The sequence below is a fragment of the Tardiphaga robiniae genome, assembly GCF_013359755.1.
Taxonomy (GTDB): domain Bacteria; phylum Pseudomonadota; class Alphaproteobacteria; order Rhizobiales; family Xanthobacteraceae; genus Tardiphaga; species Tardiphaga robiniae.
On the sequence record NZ_JABMCJ010000094.1, the window covers coordinates 202,896 to 222,415 of the forward strand.

General features: G+C 60.7%; 20 protein-coding genes. 13 read left to right on the top strand and 7 right to left on the bottom strand.

What is annotated here, in order from left to right; all coding sequences use genetic code 11:
* The 3 genes from HP556_RS27210 to HP556_RS27220 all read right to left on the bottom strand — a co-directional run bounded on the left by HP556_RS27210 (position 1) and on the right by HP556_RS27220 (position 2,430).
* Positions 1 to 1,131, bottom strand: a complete 1,131-nt coding sequence (locus HP556_RS27210; RefSeq protein ID WP_175369254.1) for an efflux RND transporter periplasmic adaptor subunit — start codon at positions 1,129 to 1,131, stop codon at positions 1 to 3.
* 533 nt (positions 1,132 to 1,664) lie between these two features.
* Complete coding sequence (locus HP556_RS30615; RefSeq protein ID WP_175369255.1) at positions 1,665 to 2,015, bottom strand: hypothetical protein; 351 nt, start codon at positions 2,013 to 2,015, stop codon at positions 1,665 to 1,667.
* Between the two features lie 58 nt (positions 2,016 to 2,073).
* Positions 2,074 to 2,430: a hypothetical protein gene (locus tag HP556_RS27220; protein WP_089263347.1), complete on the bottom strand. Its 357-nt coding sequence runs from the start codon at positions 2,428 to 2,430 to the stop codon at positions 2,074 to 2,076.
* 277 nt (positions 2,431 to 2,707) lie between these two features.
* Here HP556_RS27220 and HP556_RS27225 point away from each other — a divergent pair, with 277 nt between their 5' ends.
* Positions 2,708 to 2,920, top strand: a complete 213-nt coding sequence (locus tag HP556_RS27225) for a hypothetical protein (protein ID WP_089263345.1) — start codon at positions 2,708 to 2,710, stop codon at positions 2,918 to 2,920.
* 113 nt (positions 2,921 to 3,033) lie between these two features.
* Here HP556_RS27225 and HP556_RS27230 read toward each other — a convergent pair whose 3' ends face one another.
* Positions 3,034 to 4,524, bottom strand: coding sequence for an NAD-dependent succinate-semialdehyde dehydrogenase (locus HP556_RS27230; RefSeq protein WP_175369256.1), 1,491 nt, complete (start codon positions 4,522 to 4,524; stop codon positions 3,034 to 3,036).
* 154 nt (positions 4,525 to 4,678) lie between these two features.
* Positions 4,679 to 5,008, bottom strand: coding sequence for a hypothetical protein (locus HP556_RS27235; protein ID WP_093757725.1), 330 nt, complete (start codon positions 5,006 to 5,008; stop codon positions 4,679 to 4,681).
* Positions 5,009 to 5,281: 273 nt separating this feature from the next.
* On the opposite strand from HP556_RS27235, the gene HP556_RS27240 reads away from it, so the two are divergent.
* Positions 5,282 to 6,466 (top strand): serine hydrolase domain-containing protein, encoded by a 1,185-nt coding sequence (locus HP556_RS27240; protein WP_175369257.1) that lies wholly within the window; start codon positions 5,282 to 5,284, stop codon positions 6,464 to 6,466.
* Between the two features lie 161 nt (positions 6,467 to 6,627).
* On the opposite strand, the gene HP556_RS27245 is transcribed toward HP556_RS27240, so the two are convergent.
* Positions 6,628 to 7,629: an adenosine kinase gene (locus HP556_RS27245; RefSeq protein WP_175369258.1), complete on the bottom strand. Its 1,002-nt coding sequence runs from the start codon at positions 7,627 to 7,629 to the stop codon at positions 6,628 to 6,630.
* A 155-nt stretch (positions 7,630 to 7,784) separates the two neighbouring features.
* Here HP556_RS27245 and murJ point away from each other — a divergent pair, with 155 nt between their 5' ends.
* The 4 genes from murJ to HP556_RS27265 all read left to right on the top strand — a co-directional run bounded on the left by murJ (position 7,785) and on the right by HP556_RS27265 (position 11,836).
* Entirely contained in the window at positions 7,785 to 9,338 is a 1,554-nt protein-coding gene (gene murJ, locus HP556_RS27250; protein ID WP_175369259.1) for a murein biosynthesis integral membrane protein MurJ, read from the top strand.
* Between the two features lie 88 nt (positions 9,339 to 9,426).
* Entirely contained in the window at positions 9,427 to 10,479 is a 1,053-nt protein-coding gene (gene trpS / locus HP556_RS27255) for a tryptophan--tRNA ligase (RefSeq protein WP_093757729.1), read from the top strand.
* A gap of 156 nt (positions 10,480 to 10,635) precedes the next feature.
* Positions 10,636 to 11,130 carry a universal stress protein gene (locus tag HP556_RS27260; protein ID WP_089263331.1) on the top strand — a complete coding sequence of 165 codons (495 nt, stop codon included), beginning with the start codon at positions 10,636 to 10,638 and terminating at the stop codon, positions 11,128 to 11,130.
* A gap of 136 nt (positions 11,131 to 11,266) precedes the next feature.
* Positions 11,267 to 11,836, top strand: a complete 570-nt coding sequence (locus HP556_RS27265) for a NifU family protein (RefSeq protein ID WP_175369260.1) — start codon at positions 11,267 to 11,269, stop codon at positions 11,834 to 11,836.
* Between the two features lie 74 nt (positions 11,837 to 11,910).
* On the opposite strand, the gene HP556_RS27270 is transcribed toward HP556_RS27265, so the two are convergent.
* Complete coding sequence (locus HP556_RS27270) at positions 11,911 to 13,590, bottom strand: methyl-accepting chemotaxis protein (RefSeq protein WP_175369261.1); 1,680 nt, start codon at positions 13,588 to 13,590, stop codon at positions 11,911 to 11,913.
* 375 nt (positions 13,591 to 13,965) lie between these two features.
* Here HP556_RS27270 and tsaB point away from each other — a divergent pair, with 375 nt between their 5' ends.
* The 7 genes from tsaB (at position 13,966) to ybeY (ending at position 19,520) form a co-directional block, all read left to right on the top strand.
* Positions 13,966 to 14,661, top strand: a complete 696-nt coding sequence (tsaB, locus tag HP556_RS27275; protein WP_175369262.1) for a tRNA (adenosine(37)-N6)-threonylcarbamoyltransferase complex dimerization subunit type 1 TsaB — start codon at positions 13,966 to 13,968, stop codon at positions 14,659 to 14,661.
* Entirely contained in the window at positions 14,661 to 15,146 is a 486-nt protein-coding gene (rimI, locus tag HP556_RS27280; protein ID WP_175369608.1) for a ribosomal protein S18-alanine N-acetyltransferase, read from the top strand. Before tsaB ends, rimI begins: the two co-directional genes overlap by 1 nt.
* 42 nt (positions 15,147 to 15,188) lie before the next feature.
* Positions 15,189 to 15,641 (top strand): Fur family transcriptional regulator, encoded by a 453-nt coding sequence (locus tag HP556_RS27285; protein WP_068730031.1) that lies wholly within the window; start codon positions 15,189 to 15,191, stop codon positions 15,639 to 15,641.
* Positions 15,642 to 15,654: 13 nt separating this feature from the next.
* On the top strand, positions 15,655 to 16,359 hold the full coding sequence (locus tag HP556_RS27290) for an HAD-IA family hydrolase (RefSeq protein WP_175369263.1): 705 nt from the start codon (positions 15,655 to 15,657) through the stop codon (positions 16,357 to 16,359).
* Positions 16,360 to 16,463: 104 nt separating this feature from the next.
* Positions 16,464 to 17,882, top strand: coding sequence for a tRNA (N6-isopentenyl adenosine(37)-C2)-methylthiotransferase MiaB (gene miaB, locus HP556_RS27295; protein WP_175369264.1), 1,419 nt, complete (start codon positions 16,464 to 16,466; stop codon positions 17,880 to 17,882).
* A gap of 4 nt (positions 17,883 to 17,886) precedes the next feature.
* Positions 17,887 to 18,942 carry a PhoH family protein gene (locus HP556_RS27300; RefSeq protein WP_068730036.1) on the top strand — a complete coding sequence of 352 codons (1,056 nt, stop codon included), beginning with the start codon at positions 17,887 to 17,889 and terminating at the stop codon, positions 18,940 to 18,942.
* A 65-nt stretch (positions 18,943 to 19,007) separates the two neighbouring features.
* Positions 19,008 to 19,520, top strand: coding sequence for an rRNA maturation RNase YbeY (gene ybeY / locus HP556_RS27305; RefSeq protein ID WP_093757733.1), 513 nt, complete (start codon positions 19,008 to 19,010; stop codon positions 19,518 to 19,520).

The following is a 19,520-nucleotide window of genomic DNA, read 5'->3' on the forward strand; positions in this document are numbered from 1 at the left end:
CTATTTGGTCGGGGTCGGCGCTTCGATCTTTCTCAGTTGCGGATCGACCTTCTGCCCCGGAATGGCACGCAGCAGGCCTGCAATGACGATGCGATCATCCGGCTTCAGACCGCTTTCAATTACGCGAAGCTCACCTTCCAGCGGGCCGGTGACGACCTTGCGCTGCTCGATGACATTGTCGCCATTCACGACCAGCACATAACGCCCGGCCTGATCGCTGCCGAGCGATACATCCGGCACCAGCAGGGCGTTGTCCTGCTGGTCGATAGGCACGCGCACGCGAACATAAAAACCCGGCAACAGGATGCGATCCGGATTTGGCAAAACACCTCGCACCGGCAGCGTACCCGTCGACTGGTTGATGGTCGGCGAGATGTAGTCGATCTGGCCCTTGTGCGGAAAACCAGTCTCGGTCTGCAGTCCGATCTCGATCGGCAGCTGCCTGAGATCGTTCACCGTCAGCCCGCGTCGCCGGGCTTCATCCCGGATGCGCAGAACGTCCTGTTCGTTGACGTTGAAATTCACATAAATCGGATCGAGCTGCACGATCGTCGCAAGCTGGGTCGGCGACGCGACACCAACCAGTTCGCCAACCGACACCAGATGTGCGCTGACGATGCCGTCAAATGGCGCAATGACATTCGTATAACCGTAATTGACGGCCGCGATTTTAGTGTTGACTTGCGCCTGCTGCAGATTGGCTTGTGAATTTTCTCGTGTCGCCGTCGACTGCTCGAGCGTTGACTGCGCAACAACCTGCCGGGATACGAGGTCCGACTGGCGCTTGAAATCCGATTCCGCCTGCTTTGCAGACGCCTGCGCACCGGCTTCCGCAGCCTGCGCCTGTTCAAGCTTCAACTGGTATGTCTCAGGCTCGATCGTGAACAGCGTGGTGCCTTGCTTGACGAAGGAGCCGTCCTGGTAGTTGATCGACTGCAGAACGCCCTGAACGCGCGCCACGAGATCGACATTCTTGATCGGTGCTGTATTGCCTGTCGCTTCGAGGAAGCGCGTGATGCCGCGCTGCACAGGGACCGCCACCTCAACTTTCGGCGGCGGTGGCTGCACGAAAGTGTTTTGCTCGCAGGCACTTAAAAAGAGACTCGCCAGCGCGATGCTTGAAACACGCATGACCGTGACATGCTGCAGCTGCTCAATGCGGGTTTTCGGTCCAGATGAACAGGCGCGCACAAATCGCATTGTCCTGCCTCAATCAAAAGACTCTCAAAAAAAGCCTTGGCCAAAAACGACAGCCGCCCGCATCAATAGCAACAATCCACTTGTAGTGAAACCGAAACCGTAAAATGATGTCGGACCGAAGTTGTTTTGCGAATGCCTTTCAGAACTCACGCTTCTTGAAGATTTTACGCAGTTGCCCTGACTAACCGGGCGGTAGCAACGAGGATTTCAGCGATGAATTTCATGTTCGGCTTGGCCGCGCGATATCGCGTATCGATGGCTACTATCATTCTAATCGCAATCGCGAGCCCCACCTTTGCGCAAGCGCCGAGCCAGGCGCAGCGTGACGCGATCAAGACGCAGTGTCGCTCGGATTACATCGCGCATTGCTCAAGCGTTCCTCTTGGTGGAGAAGCGTCGCTGCAATGCCTGCAAAAGAACATGGCTAGTCTTTCTGCGGGATGTGCGGGCGCGGTGCGCGCAGTTCAGGCGCCAACTGCGGCACCGAAGGCCACCGCGCCAACGCCTGCTGCAGCGCCCAAGACAGAAGCAACACCACCGGCTACCAAGCCCGCGCCCGCCACTGCTGCACCAAAGGCGGCAGTGAAAAGCACAGCCCCGCCACCTGCTGCGGCAGCCACAACCGCTGCGCCTGCCGCCGCCGCTGCTCCTGCAGCCATCGTGCTGCGGCCGATGCGGCCACGCGAAGAATTGCTTGTGATGAGATCAGCATGCGGTGGCGACATCAGATCGCTCTGCGGCGGCATAGCGCCTGGTGGCGGCCGCATCGTGCAATGCCTGGCCAGCAACAGCGCATCACTTTCGCCGGCTTGCACCAGCGTTCTTGCGCCATTCGCTCAACGATGAACACGATGCGCCCGGCAATAGGCGGGATCACTCTCCACGGAAGGCCAAAATCAACTGGATCAACCGGACAGACAGAATGACGTAACAGAGCGACATGATGATCTGAAGCGCCACGTGCCATTCCAACTTTGCGAGCTTGTAGAGGCCATCGAGGAAATTCAGCAGCAACAAAACAATTCCGAACAGCATGACACCGCGACCGACAAGACCGTGGCGCAAATATCCAAACAGGACGATCAGGGGCTCATTGCTCGACACATGCGCCCCGGCCGAGATGATCAAAGTGCCAATCACCATCTTTTCGACGTGACTGAATATTTCCTTTGAGGCGGGCTCGATATGTCGACCGTGAAAAGTAAGCCACCTGGTTCTGAAATCCGACATGCTTTCTCCTGTTGAGATCAACACCGGGCGAAATCGTCCCATCGCATGTTTCTGGTCGGCAAGTATTTGTATTTAGGAGATTGAATAAACGTTCTGTCGGATCGAGACGCAAGGCGGCTTCGCAAGATTTCTCATTGACCACGCAGCCTTTCGTCTCCTGCGAACTACTCTTTGCGCGTGAAGCCACATCTCATTTGCTTGCTTTTTAACTTCGCCTACTGAAGCCCACGAACCTTTCTTCGTTTGTTTTGCCAACCAACACAGCCGGGAGATCACCATGCGTACTTTCTTAATGATGGTTGCAGCCGTTCTCGCATTCGGCACGACGATGACGTTTGAAGCCACCGACGCCAACGCCGTCGTCTGCGCACGCGGCGTTTACCGTGCCGGCTGCGCCGGCTATCGTGGCGCCGCGGTGGTGCGCCGCCCGGTGGCGGTCGCGTGCCGCACCGTCTGGGTCAATGGCGTGCGCGTACGTCGCTGCTACTGAGCGACGCTGGCTTGGCCAGCCCAAATGCAAATGCCCGGCACATCTAGCGAAGCTTGCTTCGCGCTGGCCGGGCATGACGCATAATGAATTTTAATTGGGTCGGAGGTGACGCCTCAGATCCCTGACATCATGATGTATTTGATCTCAACATATTCTTCCATGCCGTGATGCGAGCCTTCGCGGCCCAAACCCGACTCCTTCACACCACCGAACGGAGCGACTTCGGTGGTGATGAGGCCGGTATTAACGCCGACCATGCCGGACTCCAGCGCTTCCGCAACACGCCAGACACGGCCGAGATCACGCGAATAGAAGTACGATGCCAGACCGAACGGCGAGGCGTTGCACATGGCGATGACGTCGGCTTCGTCCTTGAAGCGGAACACCGGCGCCAGCGGGCCGAAGGTTTCTTCCTGCGAGACCAGTGCATCCGATTTCACATTGGCGAGCACCGTCGGCTCGAAGAACGTGCCGCCGAGCGCATGGCGCTTGCCGCCGGTGACGATCTTGGCGCCGCCCTTTACCGCATCGGCGATGTGGCGCTCGACTTTCTCGACGGCTTTCTCGTTGATCAGCGGACCCTGGGTGATGCCCTGTTCGGTGCCGTCGCCGACCTTCATCGCCGCGACCTTCTTCGACAGCTTCTCGACGAACTGATCGTAGATGCCATCCTGCGCATAGAGGCGGTTGGCGCAGACGCAGGTCTGGCCCATGTTGCGATATTTCGAGACAATCGCGCCTTCCACGGCGGCATCGATGTCGGCATCGTCGAACACCACGAAGGGTGCGTTGCCGCCGAGTTCGAGGCCGAGCTTCTTCACGCCGACCGAAGCCTGCCTGTAGAGGATCTTGCCGACATTGGTGGAGCCGGTGAAACCGACGAAGCGCACCGCAGGATGTTCGCAGAGCACGAGGCCGATCGCCGATGCGTCGCCGGTGATGATGTTCAGCACACCCTTCGGCACGCCGGCACGCTCGGCGAGTTCAGCCAGCGCGAGCGCCGACAGCGGCGTCTCGTTGGCAGGCTTGATCACCACGGTGCAGCCGGCGGCCAGCGCCGGCGACACTTTGCGGGTGATCATGGAGTTCGGGAAATTCCACGGCGTGATGGCGCCGCAGACGCCGATCGGCTGCTTGATGGCGAGGAGCCGGGCATCGGCACGCTGGGTCGGGATGGTCTCGCCATAGACGCGGCGGGCTTCCTCGGCGAAGAATTCGATATAGGCGGCGCCGATATCGACCTCGCCCAGCGCTTCGGCCAGCGGCTTGCCCTGCTCGGTGGTCAGGATCAGCGCGAGATCCTCGCGGTTGGCGATGATCAGCTCGAACCACTTGCGCAGGATGTTGGAGCGCTGCTTGGCGGTGAACTTGGCCCAGGCCGGAAACGCCTTTTCGGCGGCCTCGACAGCCTGCGTCGTTTCCTTGGCGCCCATATTGGGCACCTTGGCAATTTCAATCTCATTGACCGGATTGGTCACCGAGGTCTCGCCGGTGCCGACCCAGGCGCCGTCGATGTAGCACTTGTCGCGCAGCAGCGAGGGGTCCTTGAGGCGATCGCGCAGCGAAGGGGCGGTGGACTGGCGTGCGGCTGAGGTCGGTGACATGGGCGGTTCTCCTGCGGAAAGTGTCGCGAACGTATAGCCGCGGACTTGTAGAGGAGTATAGGCCCGAAAGCGCCCCTTGGCGGCGAATGGCAGCTATCGCCCGCAGGGGTATTTAACGCCCGAATTCAACAGTCGCAGAACGCCGCAAGCCCGATCAGGCCGCGCCGCGCATATAGGTCTCGCGCCGATCGATCATTCGCTCGAAAGCGATGCGGGCGTTGGCACGGGTGGTCGTGGAGAAGGTGCGGTATTCCAGCTCCGGCAGCATCGCTGCGTCACTGCGACCGAACCAGGAAATAAACGATTTGGGCGGGGCCGAAATCTTCGCCAGCGCCTGCGCCAGATTTTCAGCGGCATCGAAAGCGAACAGGGCGCCGGTCTGCGCCACGCGAACTTCGAAAATTCCTGGACCGATCGGGGCCTCGATGCTCTCGCCACGGGAAGCGCGGGGATAATGTTTCCAGTCGGTCCAGTTCGCAATCATCGTCGGTCTCCGCAGCTGACACGCTGCATTAGGTACTCATGGTCTTACGGATTAGTGTCGGAAAGCGCTTTGACGTTCACGTCATTTTTTGAACACAGCGGCGCCAATTTCGTTCCAAGGCACGATCAAACTCGCTCCCAAGCCTGATATGGTTCCCCTCAAATGCTAAAACCAGCGCAAATGTAATCACATCCGCGAGACCCACGACCTCGCGCCCAAGTTGAATGTCCGCGCCGGAAATCGGTAAGATCAAGAAAACCGGAGAGGAAACGGATGTCAGTTCAAGTCGAGATTGACCGGATTCTGCAGCAGGCCAGCGAAAGAGGTGCCATTCCCGGTGCCGTGGCTGTAGCTGCGACGCGGAGCGAGGTTATCTACGAGGGGGCGCTGGGCAAGCGTGACGCATCCAAAGATACCACCATGACGCCGGACAGCGTGTTCTGGATCGCATCCATGACCAAGGCGATTACGGCTGCTGCAGCAATGCAGCTGGTGGAGCAGGACAAATTGACGCTGGATGCACCGCTGGCGACCGTGCTTCCGGACCTCGCGGAGACGCAGGTGCTGGATGGTTTCGACAGCGAAGGCACTCCGAAACTACGTCCGCCGCGCCAACCGATCACCTTGCGGCATCTGCTGACCCACACCGCCGGTTTCTGCTACGACATGTGGAACGGCGACATGGTGCGCTATCTCGAGACAACCGGCATTCCGCCGTTTCGCTCCGGACTGAACGCGGCCATGAAGGTGCCGATCATGCGCGATCCCGGGACCCGCTGGGAATACGGCACCAATATCGACTTCGTGGGCAAGGTCGTCGAGGCCGTCAGCGACGAACGCCTTGACGCCTATTTCCAAAACCATTTGCTGGCGCCGCTTGGGATGACCGACACCGCCTTCGTGATTGGCGGCGACCAGCGCAAGCGCCTTGTTGCCATGCACAGCCGCGGCGTTGACGGTGCACTGACCCCGATCCCGTTCGAGATCAAACAGGATCCGGAATTCTTCGCCGGTGGCGGGGGGCTCTATGGCACCGCCCCCGACTACATCAAGTTTACGCAAATGATGCTGAATAACGGGACCGGCAACGGCAATCGGATATTAAAGCCAGAGACCGTCGCGCTGATGAGCCAAAACCACATCGGCGAACTCAACATGACGCCGATGGCTTCAGCGGTACCGACCGTCAGTAACAATGTCGACTTCCTTCCGGGCATCGACAAGAAATACGGGCTCAGCTTCATGATCAATACGGCGCAGTCAGCCGAAGGCCGCAGCGCTGGCAGCCTTGCCTGGGCCGGCCTCGCTAACACCTACTACTGGATAGATCCAGCGCGAGATATCACCGGCGTCATCATGATGCAGGTGCTGCCGTTTGCGGATTCGACTTGTTTGAAGGTGTTTTCGGATTTCGAACGCGCGGTGTATGCGGGATTGGACGCGAAGAAGGCGGCGTGAGAGCCGCGATGCGCTGATCTCTCACCACGTCATGGCCGGGCTTGACCCGGCCATCCACGACTTTCCTCTCTTGCCAAGACGTGGATGCCCGGCACATCTAGCGAAGCTCGCTTCACGCTGCCGGGCATGACGACAGAGAAGAAAACCCAAGAAATGCAGCCTTAAACCGGCAACCCGTTCTTGCCCGCAAGGTCCTTCAGCGAAACCTGGGGACGCGCGCCGATATGCTGGATGACTTCGGCAGCGGCCATCGCGCCGAGCTTGCCGGCATTCTCATACCCGGCGTTGCGCACCAGGCCGAACAGGAAGCCCGCTGCGAACAAATCGCCAGCGCCTGTCGTGTCGACGAGCTTCTCGATCTTGTGTGCAGGGACCGCAACGATGCCATCGCCCGATGTCACGACACAGCCCTTCTCGCTGCGGGTGACGACGCCGAGCTTGGTGTCCTGGCCGAGCTGCTTGAGCGCCGCATCGAAATCCGTGGTTTCGTAAAGCGAGGTCAGCTCGGCCTCGTTCGCGAAGATGAGATCGACGGTGCCCGAACGCATCAGGTCGAGAAACTCGGCACGATAACGACCAACGCAGAACGCGTCCGACAGCGTCAATGCGACCTGACGCTTGGCGTCATGGGCGATCTTCGAGGCCTTCACGAAGGCTTCCTTGGCGCTGGCGGGGTCCCACAAATAACCTTCGAGATAGACGATCGACGAGGCCGCGACTGCAGCGGCATCGATATCGTCGGGCATCAGATCCTGCGCGGCACCGAGATAGGTGTTCATGGTGCGCTCGCCATCGGGCGTCACCAGGATGTAGGAACAGCCGGTGGCCGGACCGCCGGTGGCGGGTTTGGTGTCGAACGCAACGCCGGCCGCACGGATGTCGTGGGTATAGAGCGTGCCGATCTGGTCATCCTTGACCTTGCCGACATAGGCCGCGCGGGCGCCGAGGCTGGCGAGGCCGACGATGGTATTGGCGGCCGAACCGCCGGACATTTCGGTGGCAGGGCCCATCGCCTTGTAGATCGCAGTGGCGCGGGCTTCGTCGATCAGCGCCATACCGCCCTTGGTCATCTCATGCGCGGCGAGGAACTTGTCATCGGCCTGCACCAGCACATCGAAAATCGCGTTGCCGATTCCGAGCACGTCATATTTTGCTGAGGTCATTAAGAATATCCCGTTGCGGCAATTGCGATGAGGTTGAAAATCCGTTTCAACTCGTCTCGCGGTCGCCCAAGTTGTCGGTAAAGGCCGGTTTGATGGCTGCAGCGACTATCACGTTCTGCCCCGCGCCAGCAAGGACAGCCCCTTACGATGGTTCTATGATCCGTTCCATCCTGACCGTTTCCACGGGCACTTTGGCATCGCGATTGTTGGGCTTTGCCCGCGACGCAATGGTGGCTGCGCTGCTCGGTGCAGGCCCGATCGCGGATGCTTTTCTGGTCGCATTTCAGCTCGTCAACGTGATCCGGCGGCTGCTCACCGAGGGCGCGCTGAACGCGGCGCTGATTCCGGCTTGGCTGCGCATCCAGACGACGCAGGGCGCTGTCGCAGCCACAGCTTTTGCGGGTCGTGTGCTCGGCACCATTAGCGTTGCGCTGATCGTCGCGACGATCCTGATCGGCTTTGCGATGCCGCTCGTGATCGCAATGCTTGCCCCGGGTTTCGTCGGCCAGCCGACGCTGCAGCTCGCCGTCGAGAATGCGCGATTGATGCTGCCCTATCTGGCCTTTGCCGGCCCCGTCACTGTCATGATGGGACTGCTGAACGCGCAACAACGCTTCGCGGTGACCGCATTTTCGCCGCTGCTCTTCAACATCGCCCTGATCGCCGTCATGGCCCTACTGCTGGTGTGGCGGCAAGAGCCAGACACTGCCGCTATGGCCATGGCGGCCACTGTGGGCATTGCCGGGCTGCTACAATTGCTGATGCTGGTCTTGCGGAAATCTGGCGGCAATCTTGCGGCGCCTTTGCGGCTGTCGCTCGATGGCGAGATGCGCGGCTTCTTCCGCAAGGCGTTGCCTGGCATGGTCGCCAATTCCGGGCCGCAGCTTCTCATCGTCACCGGCGCAATCATCGCATCGACGACTCCGGCTGCCGTATCGTGGCTGTATTTCGCGAACCGCCTGATTGAACTGCCGCTCGGCATCGTCGGCACGGCCATGGGCACTGTGCTGGTCCCCGCATTGACGCGCGCCGTGCGATCAGACGATCAAGCCGCCATCACGCAGGCGGAATCGCGCGGGCTTGAACTCGCGATCGGTCTCGCATTGCCGGCTACGCTCGGACTGATGATATTGAGCCATCTCATCGTGCAGTGTCTGTTTCAACACGGCGCGTTCGGCGCGAGCGACACGGTCTCGACTGCAAGTGCGCTGATATGGTTGGCGCTGGGCTTGCCCGCTCAGGTGCTCGTGAAAGCCTTGTCGCCGGCCTTCTTCGCACGCGAGGACACGACGACGCCGCTGCTGGCGACGCTCGTCGGTTTGGTAATCGCAATCATCTTCGCACTGGTTTTGAATAGGCCATTCGGTGCGAGCGGCATCGCAGCGGCGATCGCTCTGGCTGCGTGGGGCAGCGCGATCTTTTTGATCGTCCGGAGCGCAGCAGCTTTCGGCTTCTCCCCCGACCATGATGCAAGACGCCGACTGCCGATCATTGTCCTGTCGTCGCTGACCATAGGCGGCCTGCTATGGCTCGCCGCGCATATTGCCTTGCCCTGGACGGCGCAGGCCCACGGTCTGGTACGAGCGAGCTTGCTCGGCCTCCTGATCGTTGGCGGGCTGGCAATCTACGCCGCGTTACTGACGCTGACGGGGGCCGTGCGCTGGGCCGAGGTCCGCGGCGCCCTCAAGCGATCACCGGCGGCCGGCTAGGGCAGATTGGCAATGGACGCCGCCTGGCGCCTATGGCAAGTCACGCCCCTTGGCCCGCATTCCACCACGGGCGCACAGGAACTAGACGATGGCTTTTACTCAACGGGTTTTTTCGGGCGTCCAGCCGACGGGCAATCTGCACCTCGGCAACTATCTCGGCGCGATCGTGAATTTCGTCAAACTGCAGGAGACGCATAATTGCATCTACTGCGTGGTCGATATGCATGCCGTCACCGTGCCGATCTCCGTTTGGGGCGGGCCCGATGAATTGCGCCGCAACACCCGTGAAGTGACTGCGGCCTTCATCGCCTCGGGCATCGATCCAAAGAAGCAGATCATCTTCAACCAGAGCCAGGTCTCCGGCCACGCCGAGCTGGCCTGGATTTTCAATTGCGTCGCTCGCCTCGGCTGGCTGAATCGCATGACCCAGTTCAAGGAAAAGGCCGGCAAGGACCGCGAAAACGCGTCTGTGGGTCTCTACGACTATCCGGTGCTGATGGCTGCGGACATTCTGCTGTATCGCGCCACGCACGTTCCGGTCGGCGAGGACCAGAAGCAGCATCTCGAACTGTGCCGCGACATCTCGCAGAAGTTCAACAACGACTTCTCCGAATCCATCGCAGCGCAAGGGCATGACGGCCCTTACTTCCCGATGCCGGAGCCTGTCATCACCGGACCGGCGACTCGGGTGATGAGCCTGCGCGACGGCACCAAGAAGATGTCGAAGTCGGACGCGTCAGACAATTCGCGCATCAACCTCACGGACGATGCAGACACGATCGCGCAGAAGATCCGCAAGGCGAAGACCGATCCGGAACCATTGCCGTCGGAAGAGAAGGGCCTGGAGCCGCGTCCCGAGGCCGATAATCTCGTCGGCATCTATGCGGCACTGTCCAATCGGTCGAAGGCTGACATTCTCACAGAATTCGGCGGCGCGCAGTTTTCGGGCTTCAAATCGAGCCTTGTCGATCTCGCTGTCGAAAAACTGTCACCTATCGCCGGCGAGATGAAGCGGCTGACGACATCCGATCTGACCTATGTCGATCAGGTTCTGGCCGATGGCGGCGAACGCGCCGGCGTCATTGCCGCCGAAACCATCAAGTCCGTGAAGGACATCATCGGCTTCGTCCACAAGCGGTAAATTCGCTATCGCATTCCTTTTCTCTGCCACAATCGACGCGACGCAAGTCATCCTTGCGTCGCGCTTGTCGAACGCCGCTGCGCCGTGGCAGCATGACACGATTGCCAAGCCGCTCACATTCTGGCGCATCAGACACGCCACAGCATCGGGACATGCATGAGCACCCAGCGACGTAGTTATGAAAGCGGCCACAAGCCGAAATGCCTCGTGGTCGTCGATGACAGCGAGGAATGGGATCGCGCAGTATATTACGCCAGTCGCTGGGCCATTCGTGTCGGTGGCGGCGTGGTAATGCTGCGCATTATCGACACTGAAGATCGCAACCAGCAATGGCTCGGCGTTGCCGACGTCATGAAGGCCGAAGCCGAAGAAGGCGCCAATGCCGCGCTGGACCGCGCCTCGGGCCGCGCCAATGGCATCGCCGCCATCACCCCTGAACGCGTGATCCGCGAGGGTGATCCCACCGAGCAAATCCTCGACGTAATCGACAAGGACGTCGACATTTCCATGCTGGTGCTGGCTGCCTCAGCCGGCGCGGAAGGCCCCGGCCCGATCGTCACCATGATGGCCAAGCTGGTCGGCTCGTTTCCGGTGCCGGTCGTCATCGTGTCGGGCGCCCTGAGCGACCTCGACATCGACGCCCTGTCGTAACCACCCTTTCGGACGGCTAAGGGACTGCGAAATAGGCCAAATTCGGCGATTTCGCGCCTTGATCGTGCGTTTTTCGTCGCCATCTGCTAGGGGATACTCACGCGCCGGCCTTGAACCGGCGACGCAGGAGAGACCGATGTTCATCCAGACCGAAGCTACCCCCAATCCCGCCACGCTGAAGTTCATTCCCGGCCGCGACGTGCTCGACAGCGGCACCATGGAATTCACCTCACCGGAAGCCGCAACGCGTTCGCCGCTGGCCGAAAAGCTGTTCGCCGTGAAGGGCGTCACCAGCGTGTTCTACGGCTCCGACTTCGTCACCGTGACCAAGGACGACAGCGACTGGCAGCACCTCAAGCCGGCGATCCTCGGCGCCATCATGGAGCACTACATGTCCGGCACGCCGCTGATGGCCGACGGCAGCGTGAAGGGCGACGTGATCTCCGACGACGAGGCAGAATTCTTCAATGAGGAAGACGCCGAGACGGTCGATACGATCAAGGACCTGATCGAGACCCGCGTGCGCCCCGCCGTGGCCAATGACGGCGGCGACATTACTTTCCGCGGCTTCAAGGACGGCATCGTCTATCTGAACATGAAGGGGTCGTGCGCCGGCTGCCCGTCATCGACAGCGACCCTGCAGCACGGCATCCAGAACCTGCTGAAGCACTTCGTGCCGGACGTTGTCGAAGTCCGCCCGATGTAAGTTCGGTCGCACCGCGACACATAAAAATGCCCGGGACAATCCCGGGCATTTTCGTTTCTGGAACCAGCCTTCGTTTAGCGGCCGATACTTGCGGCTTCTTCTGCGGCCCGCTGCATGCTCGATGACATTTCGTTCGTCACCGTGCTCTGCTCTTCGACGGCGGCCGCCGTTGCGGTGACATATTCGCTGACGTTCTGGATCTCCTGCTTGATCGCGTTCAGCGCATCGACCACATCGCTCGAAATGCCATTGAGGCTGCCGATCTCGCTGGCGATCTTATCGGTCGCCTGCTTGGCCTGGTTGGCCAGATTTTTTACCTCCGATGCAACGACCGCAAAGCCACGACCGGCTTCGCCGGCACGCGCCGATTCGATGGTGGCATTCAGCGCCAACAAGTTGATTTGTCCGGTGATGTTGCCAATCAGCTCGACGATCCCGCTCATCGCCTGCGCTGCCGTGCTGAGACGCTGCGCTTGATCGTCCGCCAACTCGACCTTGCCCACGGCAGACATCGCCGTGGTCTTTGATTTCATCATCGCTTCAGAGATTTCGCGCACCGACGCGTTCAGTTCCTCGGCGCCGGCGGCGACCGATTCCATCATCGCCCGCACGCGTTCGCTCTTCATGCGCGCGATCACCTGCGCCGTGGTGTCGGTGGCATACTTCACGACCTTGTAGGGCTTGCCATTGAGGTCGAGGATCGGATTGTACGAAGCCTGTATCCAGACTTGTTTGCCGCCCTTACCGATCCGCTGGTACTCCGCCGCCTGATAGTTACCCCGCTTGAGCGCCGCCCAGAATTCGCGATAGTCCGCACCGTCGCGCTCATTCGGCACAACGAACATACTGTGGTGCTTGCCCTGTATTTCCGAGAGCGCGTAGCCGAGCACGCCCAGAAAATTCTCGTTGGCGCTGAGAACGATGCCATCCATGCTAAATTCGATCACGGCCTGCGACTTGCCGATGGCCTCGATCTGACCTGAGAAATTCGCCGTGCGCAGCTTCTGTTCGGTAACGTCTGACGCGAACTTGACTACCTTGATTGGCCGGCCTGTCTCATCAAGGATTGGATTGTAGGTCGCGAGAATCCAGACCTCTTTGCCGTTCTTGCCGATCCGCTTGTATTCGGCGGCCTGATATTCACCACGATTGAGGCTGGCCCAGAATTCGCGATAGGCCGCGCCGTCGCGAGTTGCAGGATCGACAAACATGCTGTGATGTTTGCCTTCGATTTCCGCGAGATTGTAACCCATGACATTCAAGAATAAGTCATTGGCCGTGACAATCGTCCCATCGAGCTTGAACTCGATGACAGCCTGCGAACGACCGATGGCTGCGATCTTGCCGGCATCGTCCATGCTGCGGATTTTCACTGCAGTTGTATCCATGGCAAACTTGACGATTTTCAGGGGCTTGCCATCATTCCCCAGGATCGGGTTGTAGGAACCCTGGATCCAGACCTCCTTGCCACCTTTGCCGAGACGCTTGAACTCGCCGGCCTGGTACTCGCCGCGATTGAGGTTATTCCAGAACGCGCGATATTCCGCGCTGCTCTTCATTTCCGGCGTCACGAACATGCTGTGGTTCTTGCCGACGATTTCTTCCAGCGTATATCCAAGGGCGGACAGAAAGTTTGGATTGGCTCCGAGGATCGTGCCGTCAGCGCTGAACTCGATCACGGCTTGCGATTTTTTGATCGCTGCCGCCAGGGCCCGCCCCTCGCGCGCCTCTGAACTGCTCAACCAATGCAGCATCGGATCGCCTCCCATAAATATAATCGTATCCAAAAATTAGACGAATAATTTCAGCCCGCATGAAAGCCACACGCATCCGCGAAATGTCGCTTCCAAACGGTATGCTTATCTCATCGATCTCCGAAGAATTTATTAAGTGAAGCTTTTAACCAGAGTGAAACTGAAGCTGTTCCACGAGCCCATTTCGCTCACGGGAACTTTCGTGGTCTCGCTATCGTATCTTGTGAAATATCTTTATGAGAAAGCGAGTAGTGGATGCACGCCAAAGCTGCCGCCCTCTCCGGCAGCAAAGCGAATCACAGCACCATTGCGCGTGGAGCGATATTCTGCGAGTGGCAGGCGCAAACCCTCGCAAGCCGTGGTAGCGTCTCTTTTATGTTGATCCTTGCCATTGATACCGCCCTCGATGCCTGCGCCGCAGCCATCCTCGACACCCGCACCAGCAAGCTCATTGCGCATGAGTCCATGCCGATGAAGCGCGGTCATGCCGAGGCACTGATGCCCTTGCTCGGGCGCGTCATGGCAGGCTCTGGCATCGCCTTCGCCGACCTCGACCGCATTGCCGTCACCACCGGCCCCGGCAGCTTTACCGGGCTGCGCGTTGGCCTGTCGGCGGCACGCGGCATCGGCCTCGCGGCCAGCAAGCCCGTGGTCGGCATCACCACACTGACGGCCTATGCGGCACCCGTCGTCAGTGAGAACATGGATGCGCCTGTCATCGCCGCCATCGATGCGCGGCATGACCATGTCTATTTCCAGGTCGTCAGCGGCAACGGCACCTCGTTGGTGCGGCCGGGCGTCATCCCCATCCACGAGGCCCTTGAGGCCGCGCAGTTCGGCGCACCGTATCTGGTCGGCAATGCCGCAGAGATCCTGGCCGCGCGCTGGCCGTCCGATGCACCGGCGCCGCTGCGCGTCGATATGCAACCTGCTCCCGAAATCTCATGGGTGGCATGGCTCGGTGCCGCCGTGAATCCGGAGACCGCGCTGGCGCGTCCCTATTATCTGCGCGCACCCGATGCCAAGCCGCAAAGCAGCCTGATGCAGCAGGCTGCACTAGCCGCATCATGATGCCGGCCTGGTGGCTGCGCCTGTTCGGCCGCGGCAATGCTGTGGTCGAGCCCGCGACGTTGCGCGACGCGCGACAACTCGCGCAGTTGCATGCCGCGTCCTTCCATCGCGGCTGGGGTGCCGGGGAATTCGAGCAGATGCTGCGCGAACAAAACACCCTCGTGCATCGGCTGAAACTGCGCGGCCGCCTCATCGGCTTCGCCGTCTCACGAATCGCCGCCGACGAAGCCGAGATTCTCTCCATTGCGGTGTCGCCCGCTCATCGCGGCCGCGGCCTGTCGCGCGACCTGTTCCTCACCCATCTCGGCCATCTGGCCGGTCGCGGCGTGCGTACCGTGTTCCTCGAAGTTGAGGAAAACAATCAACCGGCGCGGCGGCTTTATGACAGAACCGGCTTCGCAGTCGCGGGACGCCGCGAACGCTATTACAAGGAAGCGGATGGAGCGGAATTGAATGCTCTGGTGATGCGGCGCGACTTGTCCTGACGCCTGCGGAGTGGCAAAAGAAGCCACGATGGGATCCGGATCATGACTGCACTGAAATCATCTGCGATGAAGTCTGCTGGTATCGAGGCGCGCTGCGCCGCGACCGGCATGCGCATGACGGAGCAGCGCCGCGTGATTGCGCGCGTTCTGGCGGAAGCCGACGATCATCCCGATGTCGAGGAACTGTATCGCCGCTGCGTTGCGGTGGATGACAAGATCTCGATCTCGACGGTGTATCGCACTGTGAAGCTGTTCGAAGACGCCGGCATCATCGAGCGTCATGATTTTCGCGAAGGCCGCGCGCGCTACGAGACGATGCGTGACAGCCATCACGATCATCTGATCAACTTGCGTGACGGCACCGTTATCGAATTCACGTCTGAAGAAATCGAGAAATTGCAGGCTGAAGTCGCCGCGAAGCTCGGTTACAAGCTGGTCGATCACCGGCTGGAGCTGTACTGCGTACCGCTCGACGAGGACAAAACCACCAAGTGAGCGAATCAACCAAGTGAGTTCAGTTTCTTCGCGCTTCGATCTCGTCATCTTCGATTGTGACGGCGTGCTCGTCGACAGTGAGTCCCTCGCCTGCGTCGTCCACGCAGATGTCCTGACGCAGTTCGGTTATCCCATCACCGCCGATCAGGTGCATGAGCGTTTCCTCGGCCGGTCCGCGCGCGAGGCGCGCCTGGAAGTCGAGACCGAGCTCGGCCGCGTGCTACCCGATGACTACACCGCGACGCTGAGAGCCACGATCGACGAGGTATTCGGCGCAAAATTGCAGCCGATCCCGCATATCGCAGAGACGCTGGCAATATTGTCACACCCGGTTTGCGTGGCGTCCTCGGGCACACCGACACGCATTCGCAGCAGCCTCACTACGACCGGGCTGCTCGACCGTTTCGATCCGCATCTGTTTTCCGCTCTGCAGGTCGAGCGCGGCAAGCCGCAGCCCGATCTGTTTTTGTTCGCCGCCGCGCAGATGAATGCCGTGCCGGAGCGCTGCGTGGTGATCGAGGACAGCATTCCCGGCGTTACGGCGGGCATCGCAGCCGGCATGACCGTATTCGGCTATCACGGCGGCGGCCACTGCAGCCCGACCACCGCCGCAGCCCTGACGGCCGCTGGAGCCCATCTCGTATTCGACGATATGCGGCAGCTCCCTGGCCTGGTGGCCAGGGGCGCACTGGCTGGCGAGCCCGTCGGCCTCGCCTAAGCCATTGCGAGCACTTATATTTTGCAGAAATGCTGGATTTTCCGGACGTTAGCCTATAATTGAGTGCTGCGCAGCAAGCGCATTTCCAGCCCATTACAGGTTCCATGACCGCGCCGCGTAAGCTGCATATTAAATCCTACGGCTGCCAGATGAACGTCTACGATGCCCAGCGCATGGTGGACACGCTGGCGCCGGAAGGCTTCGTCGAGACGGCCAATGTCGACGACGCGGATCTGGTGATCCTCAACACCTGCCACATCCGCGAGAAGGCGTCCGAGAAGGTCTATTCGGAGCTCGGCAAGCTGCGCGTGGCCAAGGCAGAAGCCGCGCAGGCCGGACGCAAGATGAACGTGGTCGTCGCCGGCTGCGTCGCGCAGGCCGAAGGCAACGAAATCATTCGCCGCGCCCCCGTTGTCGATGTCGTGGTCGGGCCGCAGAGCTATCACAACCTGCCGGCGCTGCTGAAACAGGCGAAAGCCGGCGGCCGCGCGCTCGACACCGAATTTCCGGTCGAGGACAAGTTCGGCTTCCTGCCGCCGCCGAAACCGGCAGCGATTCGCGCCCGCGGCATTTCCTCTTTCGTGACCGTGCAGGAAGGCTGCGACAAGTTCTGCACCTTCTGTGTGGTGCCCTATACCCGCGGCTCCGAAGTCTCCCGCCCCGTGGCAAAGATCATCGACGACGTGCAGCGGCTCGCCGACAACGGCGTGCGCGAGATCACCCTGATCGGCCAGAACGTCAACGGCTATCACGGCGAGGGCCCCGACGGCCGCCCGTGGGCGCTGGGCACGCTGCTCTATCGCCTCGCCGAGATTCCCGGTATCGCCCGGCTGCGCTATTCGACCAGCCATCCCCGCGATGTCGAGGACACGCTGATCGCGGCGCATCGCGATTTGCCGGAGCTGATGCCCTTCGTGCATCTGCCCGTCCAATCCGGTTCCGACCGGATTCTGGCGGCCATGAACCGGAAACATACAGCCGAAGATTATCGCCGCGTCATCGACCGTTTTCGCGACGCGCGGCAAGACATTGCTTTTACTTCTGATTTCATCGTGGGCTTCCCCGGCGAGACCGAGGAAGATTTTGCAGCCACGCTCGCGCTCGTCACACAAATCGGATACGCTGGCGCTTATTCGTTCAAGTATTCACCGCGTCCGGGAACGCCGGCCGCGGATTTGCAGGAGACGGTGTCACAGGCTGACATGGACGAGCGATTGGTGAGGCTTCAGAACCTGATCGACAGCCAGCAATCGGCCTTCAACGCGGCCACGATTGGACGCACTGTGGATGTGCTGTTCGAACGCCCCGCGCGCAATCCCGGCCAGATCGTCGGTCGCACCGCTTACCTGCAGCCGGCCCATGTGATGGCTTCTGACGACATCATCGGCCAGGTGCTTCCGGTCACCATTGAGAGCCTCGAGCGCTACAGCCTGCTCGGCAGCCTCACATCACCTCCAGTTGCTAGTTCTCCAGTACCACCAGTGTTGCAGCCAGTCCGTTCTCACACCGTCACGGGAGCCTGAATTCTTGGCCAAAAGCGCATCGGATTCGTCTACGCTCGCTGTTCGCAAACTCGATACTCCACCGCAGGCCGAGACGCAGGTCGTCATCGACTTTGATGACAACCGGGCGGCCTCTTCGCTGGTCGGGCCTTATGGCCAGAACCTCGCGATCATCGAACGCCGGCTGAATGTCGTCGTCGATTCCCGCGGCAACCACATCACCCTCACCGGCACCCGCGACGCCTGCGACGCCGCCCGCCGTGTGCTCGAAACGCTCTATGCGCAGGCAGTGCAGGGCCATGACCTTGCCCCTGGCGATGTCGAAGGCACGATCCGCGCGACGCTGGCGCAAGGCACGCTGTTTCCGTTCGATCCCAAGGGGTCGAAAGCAGCCGCCTCGAATTTCGACACCATCAATCTGCGCAAGCGCCCGGTGCGTGCCCGCACCGCGACGCAAGACGCCTATATCCGCGCGCTGAGAAGCAACGAGCTGGTATTTGGCATCGGCCCCGCCGGTACCGGCAAGACCTGGCTCGCAGTCGCCCAGGCAGCGATGCTGTTCGAGCGCAAGGAGGTCGATCGCATCATCCTGTCGCGTCCCGCGGTGGAAGCAGGCGAAAGGCTCGGCTTTCTACCCGGTGACATGCGCGAGAAGGTCGATCCGTATCTGCGCCCGATCTATGACGCACTCTATGACCTGATGGACGGGCGCATTGTCGAGCGCGCACTGCAGACCGGCGAAATCGAAATCGCGCCGCTTGCCTTCATGCGCGGTCGCACGCTGACCAATGCCGCAATCATTCTCGACGAAGCGCAGAACACCACCTCAATGCAGATGAAGATGTTTCTGACGCGTCTGGGCGAGAACAGCCGCATGATCATCACCGGAGACCCCTCGCAGGTCGACTTGCCCAACGGCCAGACCTCGGGTCTCGCCGAGGCCGCGCGTCTGCTCGACGGCGTGCAAGGCATCTCGCAGGTGAAATTCACCGGCGAAGACGTGGTCCGCCACGAACTCGTGGCCCGCATCGTCGCCGCCTACGAAGGAACGCCGCAGAAGGCGGTCGCTACAAAGACCTGATGACACACTCATACGCTGACGGCGGACCCGGAATCGGGTCCGTTCGCGAAAGAAGTTCGATACCGATGCCGACCTATTCATCTCCCGCGACAGAGGTTCTTGTTGTCGCCGATTGCTGGTCTGCGGAGGCCGATGCCGACGCCGTGATTCACCGCGCCATCGAAGCTGCCGCCGCCATGGTCGATACCGATACGGCCGACGCCGAACTCGCCATCATGCTCACCGACGACGCCGGCATCCGCACGCTGAACCAGAACTGGCGTGGCATCGACAAGCCGACCAACGTCCTGTCATTCCCGGCGCTGCAGCCGCCCGAAGGCGCAGACGAGCCCGATGACATGCCGCGCATGCTCGGCGACATCGCTATTGCCTACGAGACCACGCGCCGCGAGGCTGACGAAGAAGAGAAGAGCTTCGCCAACCATCTCAGCCATCTCGCCATTCACGGTTTTCTGCATCTGGTCGGTTACGATCATGAGAAGGACGACGAAGCCGAAGAGATGGAAGCGCTGGAGCGCGAGATCCTGGCAACGCTCGGGATCCCGGACCCCTATGCAGATCAGGATCGGGTGACCTGA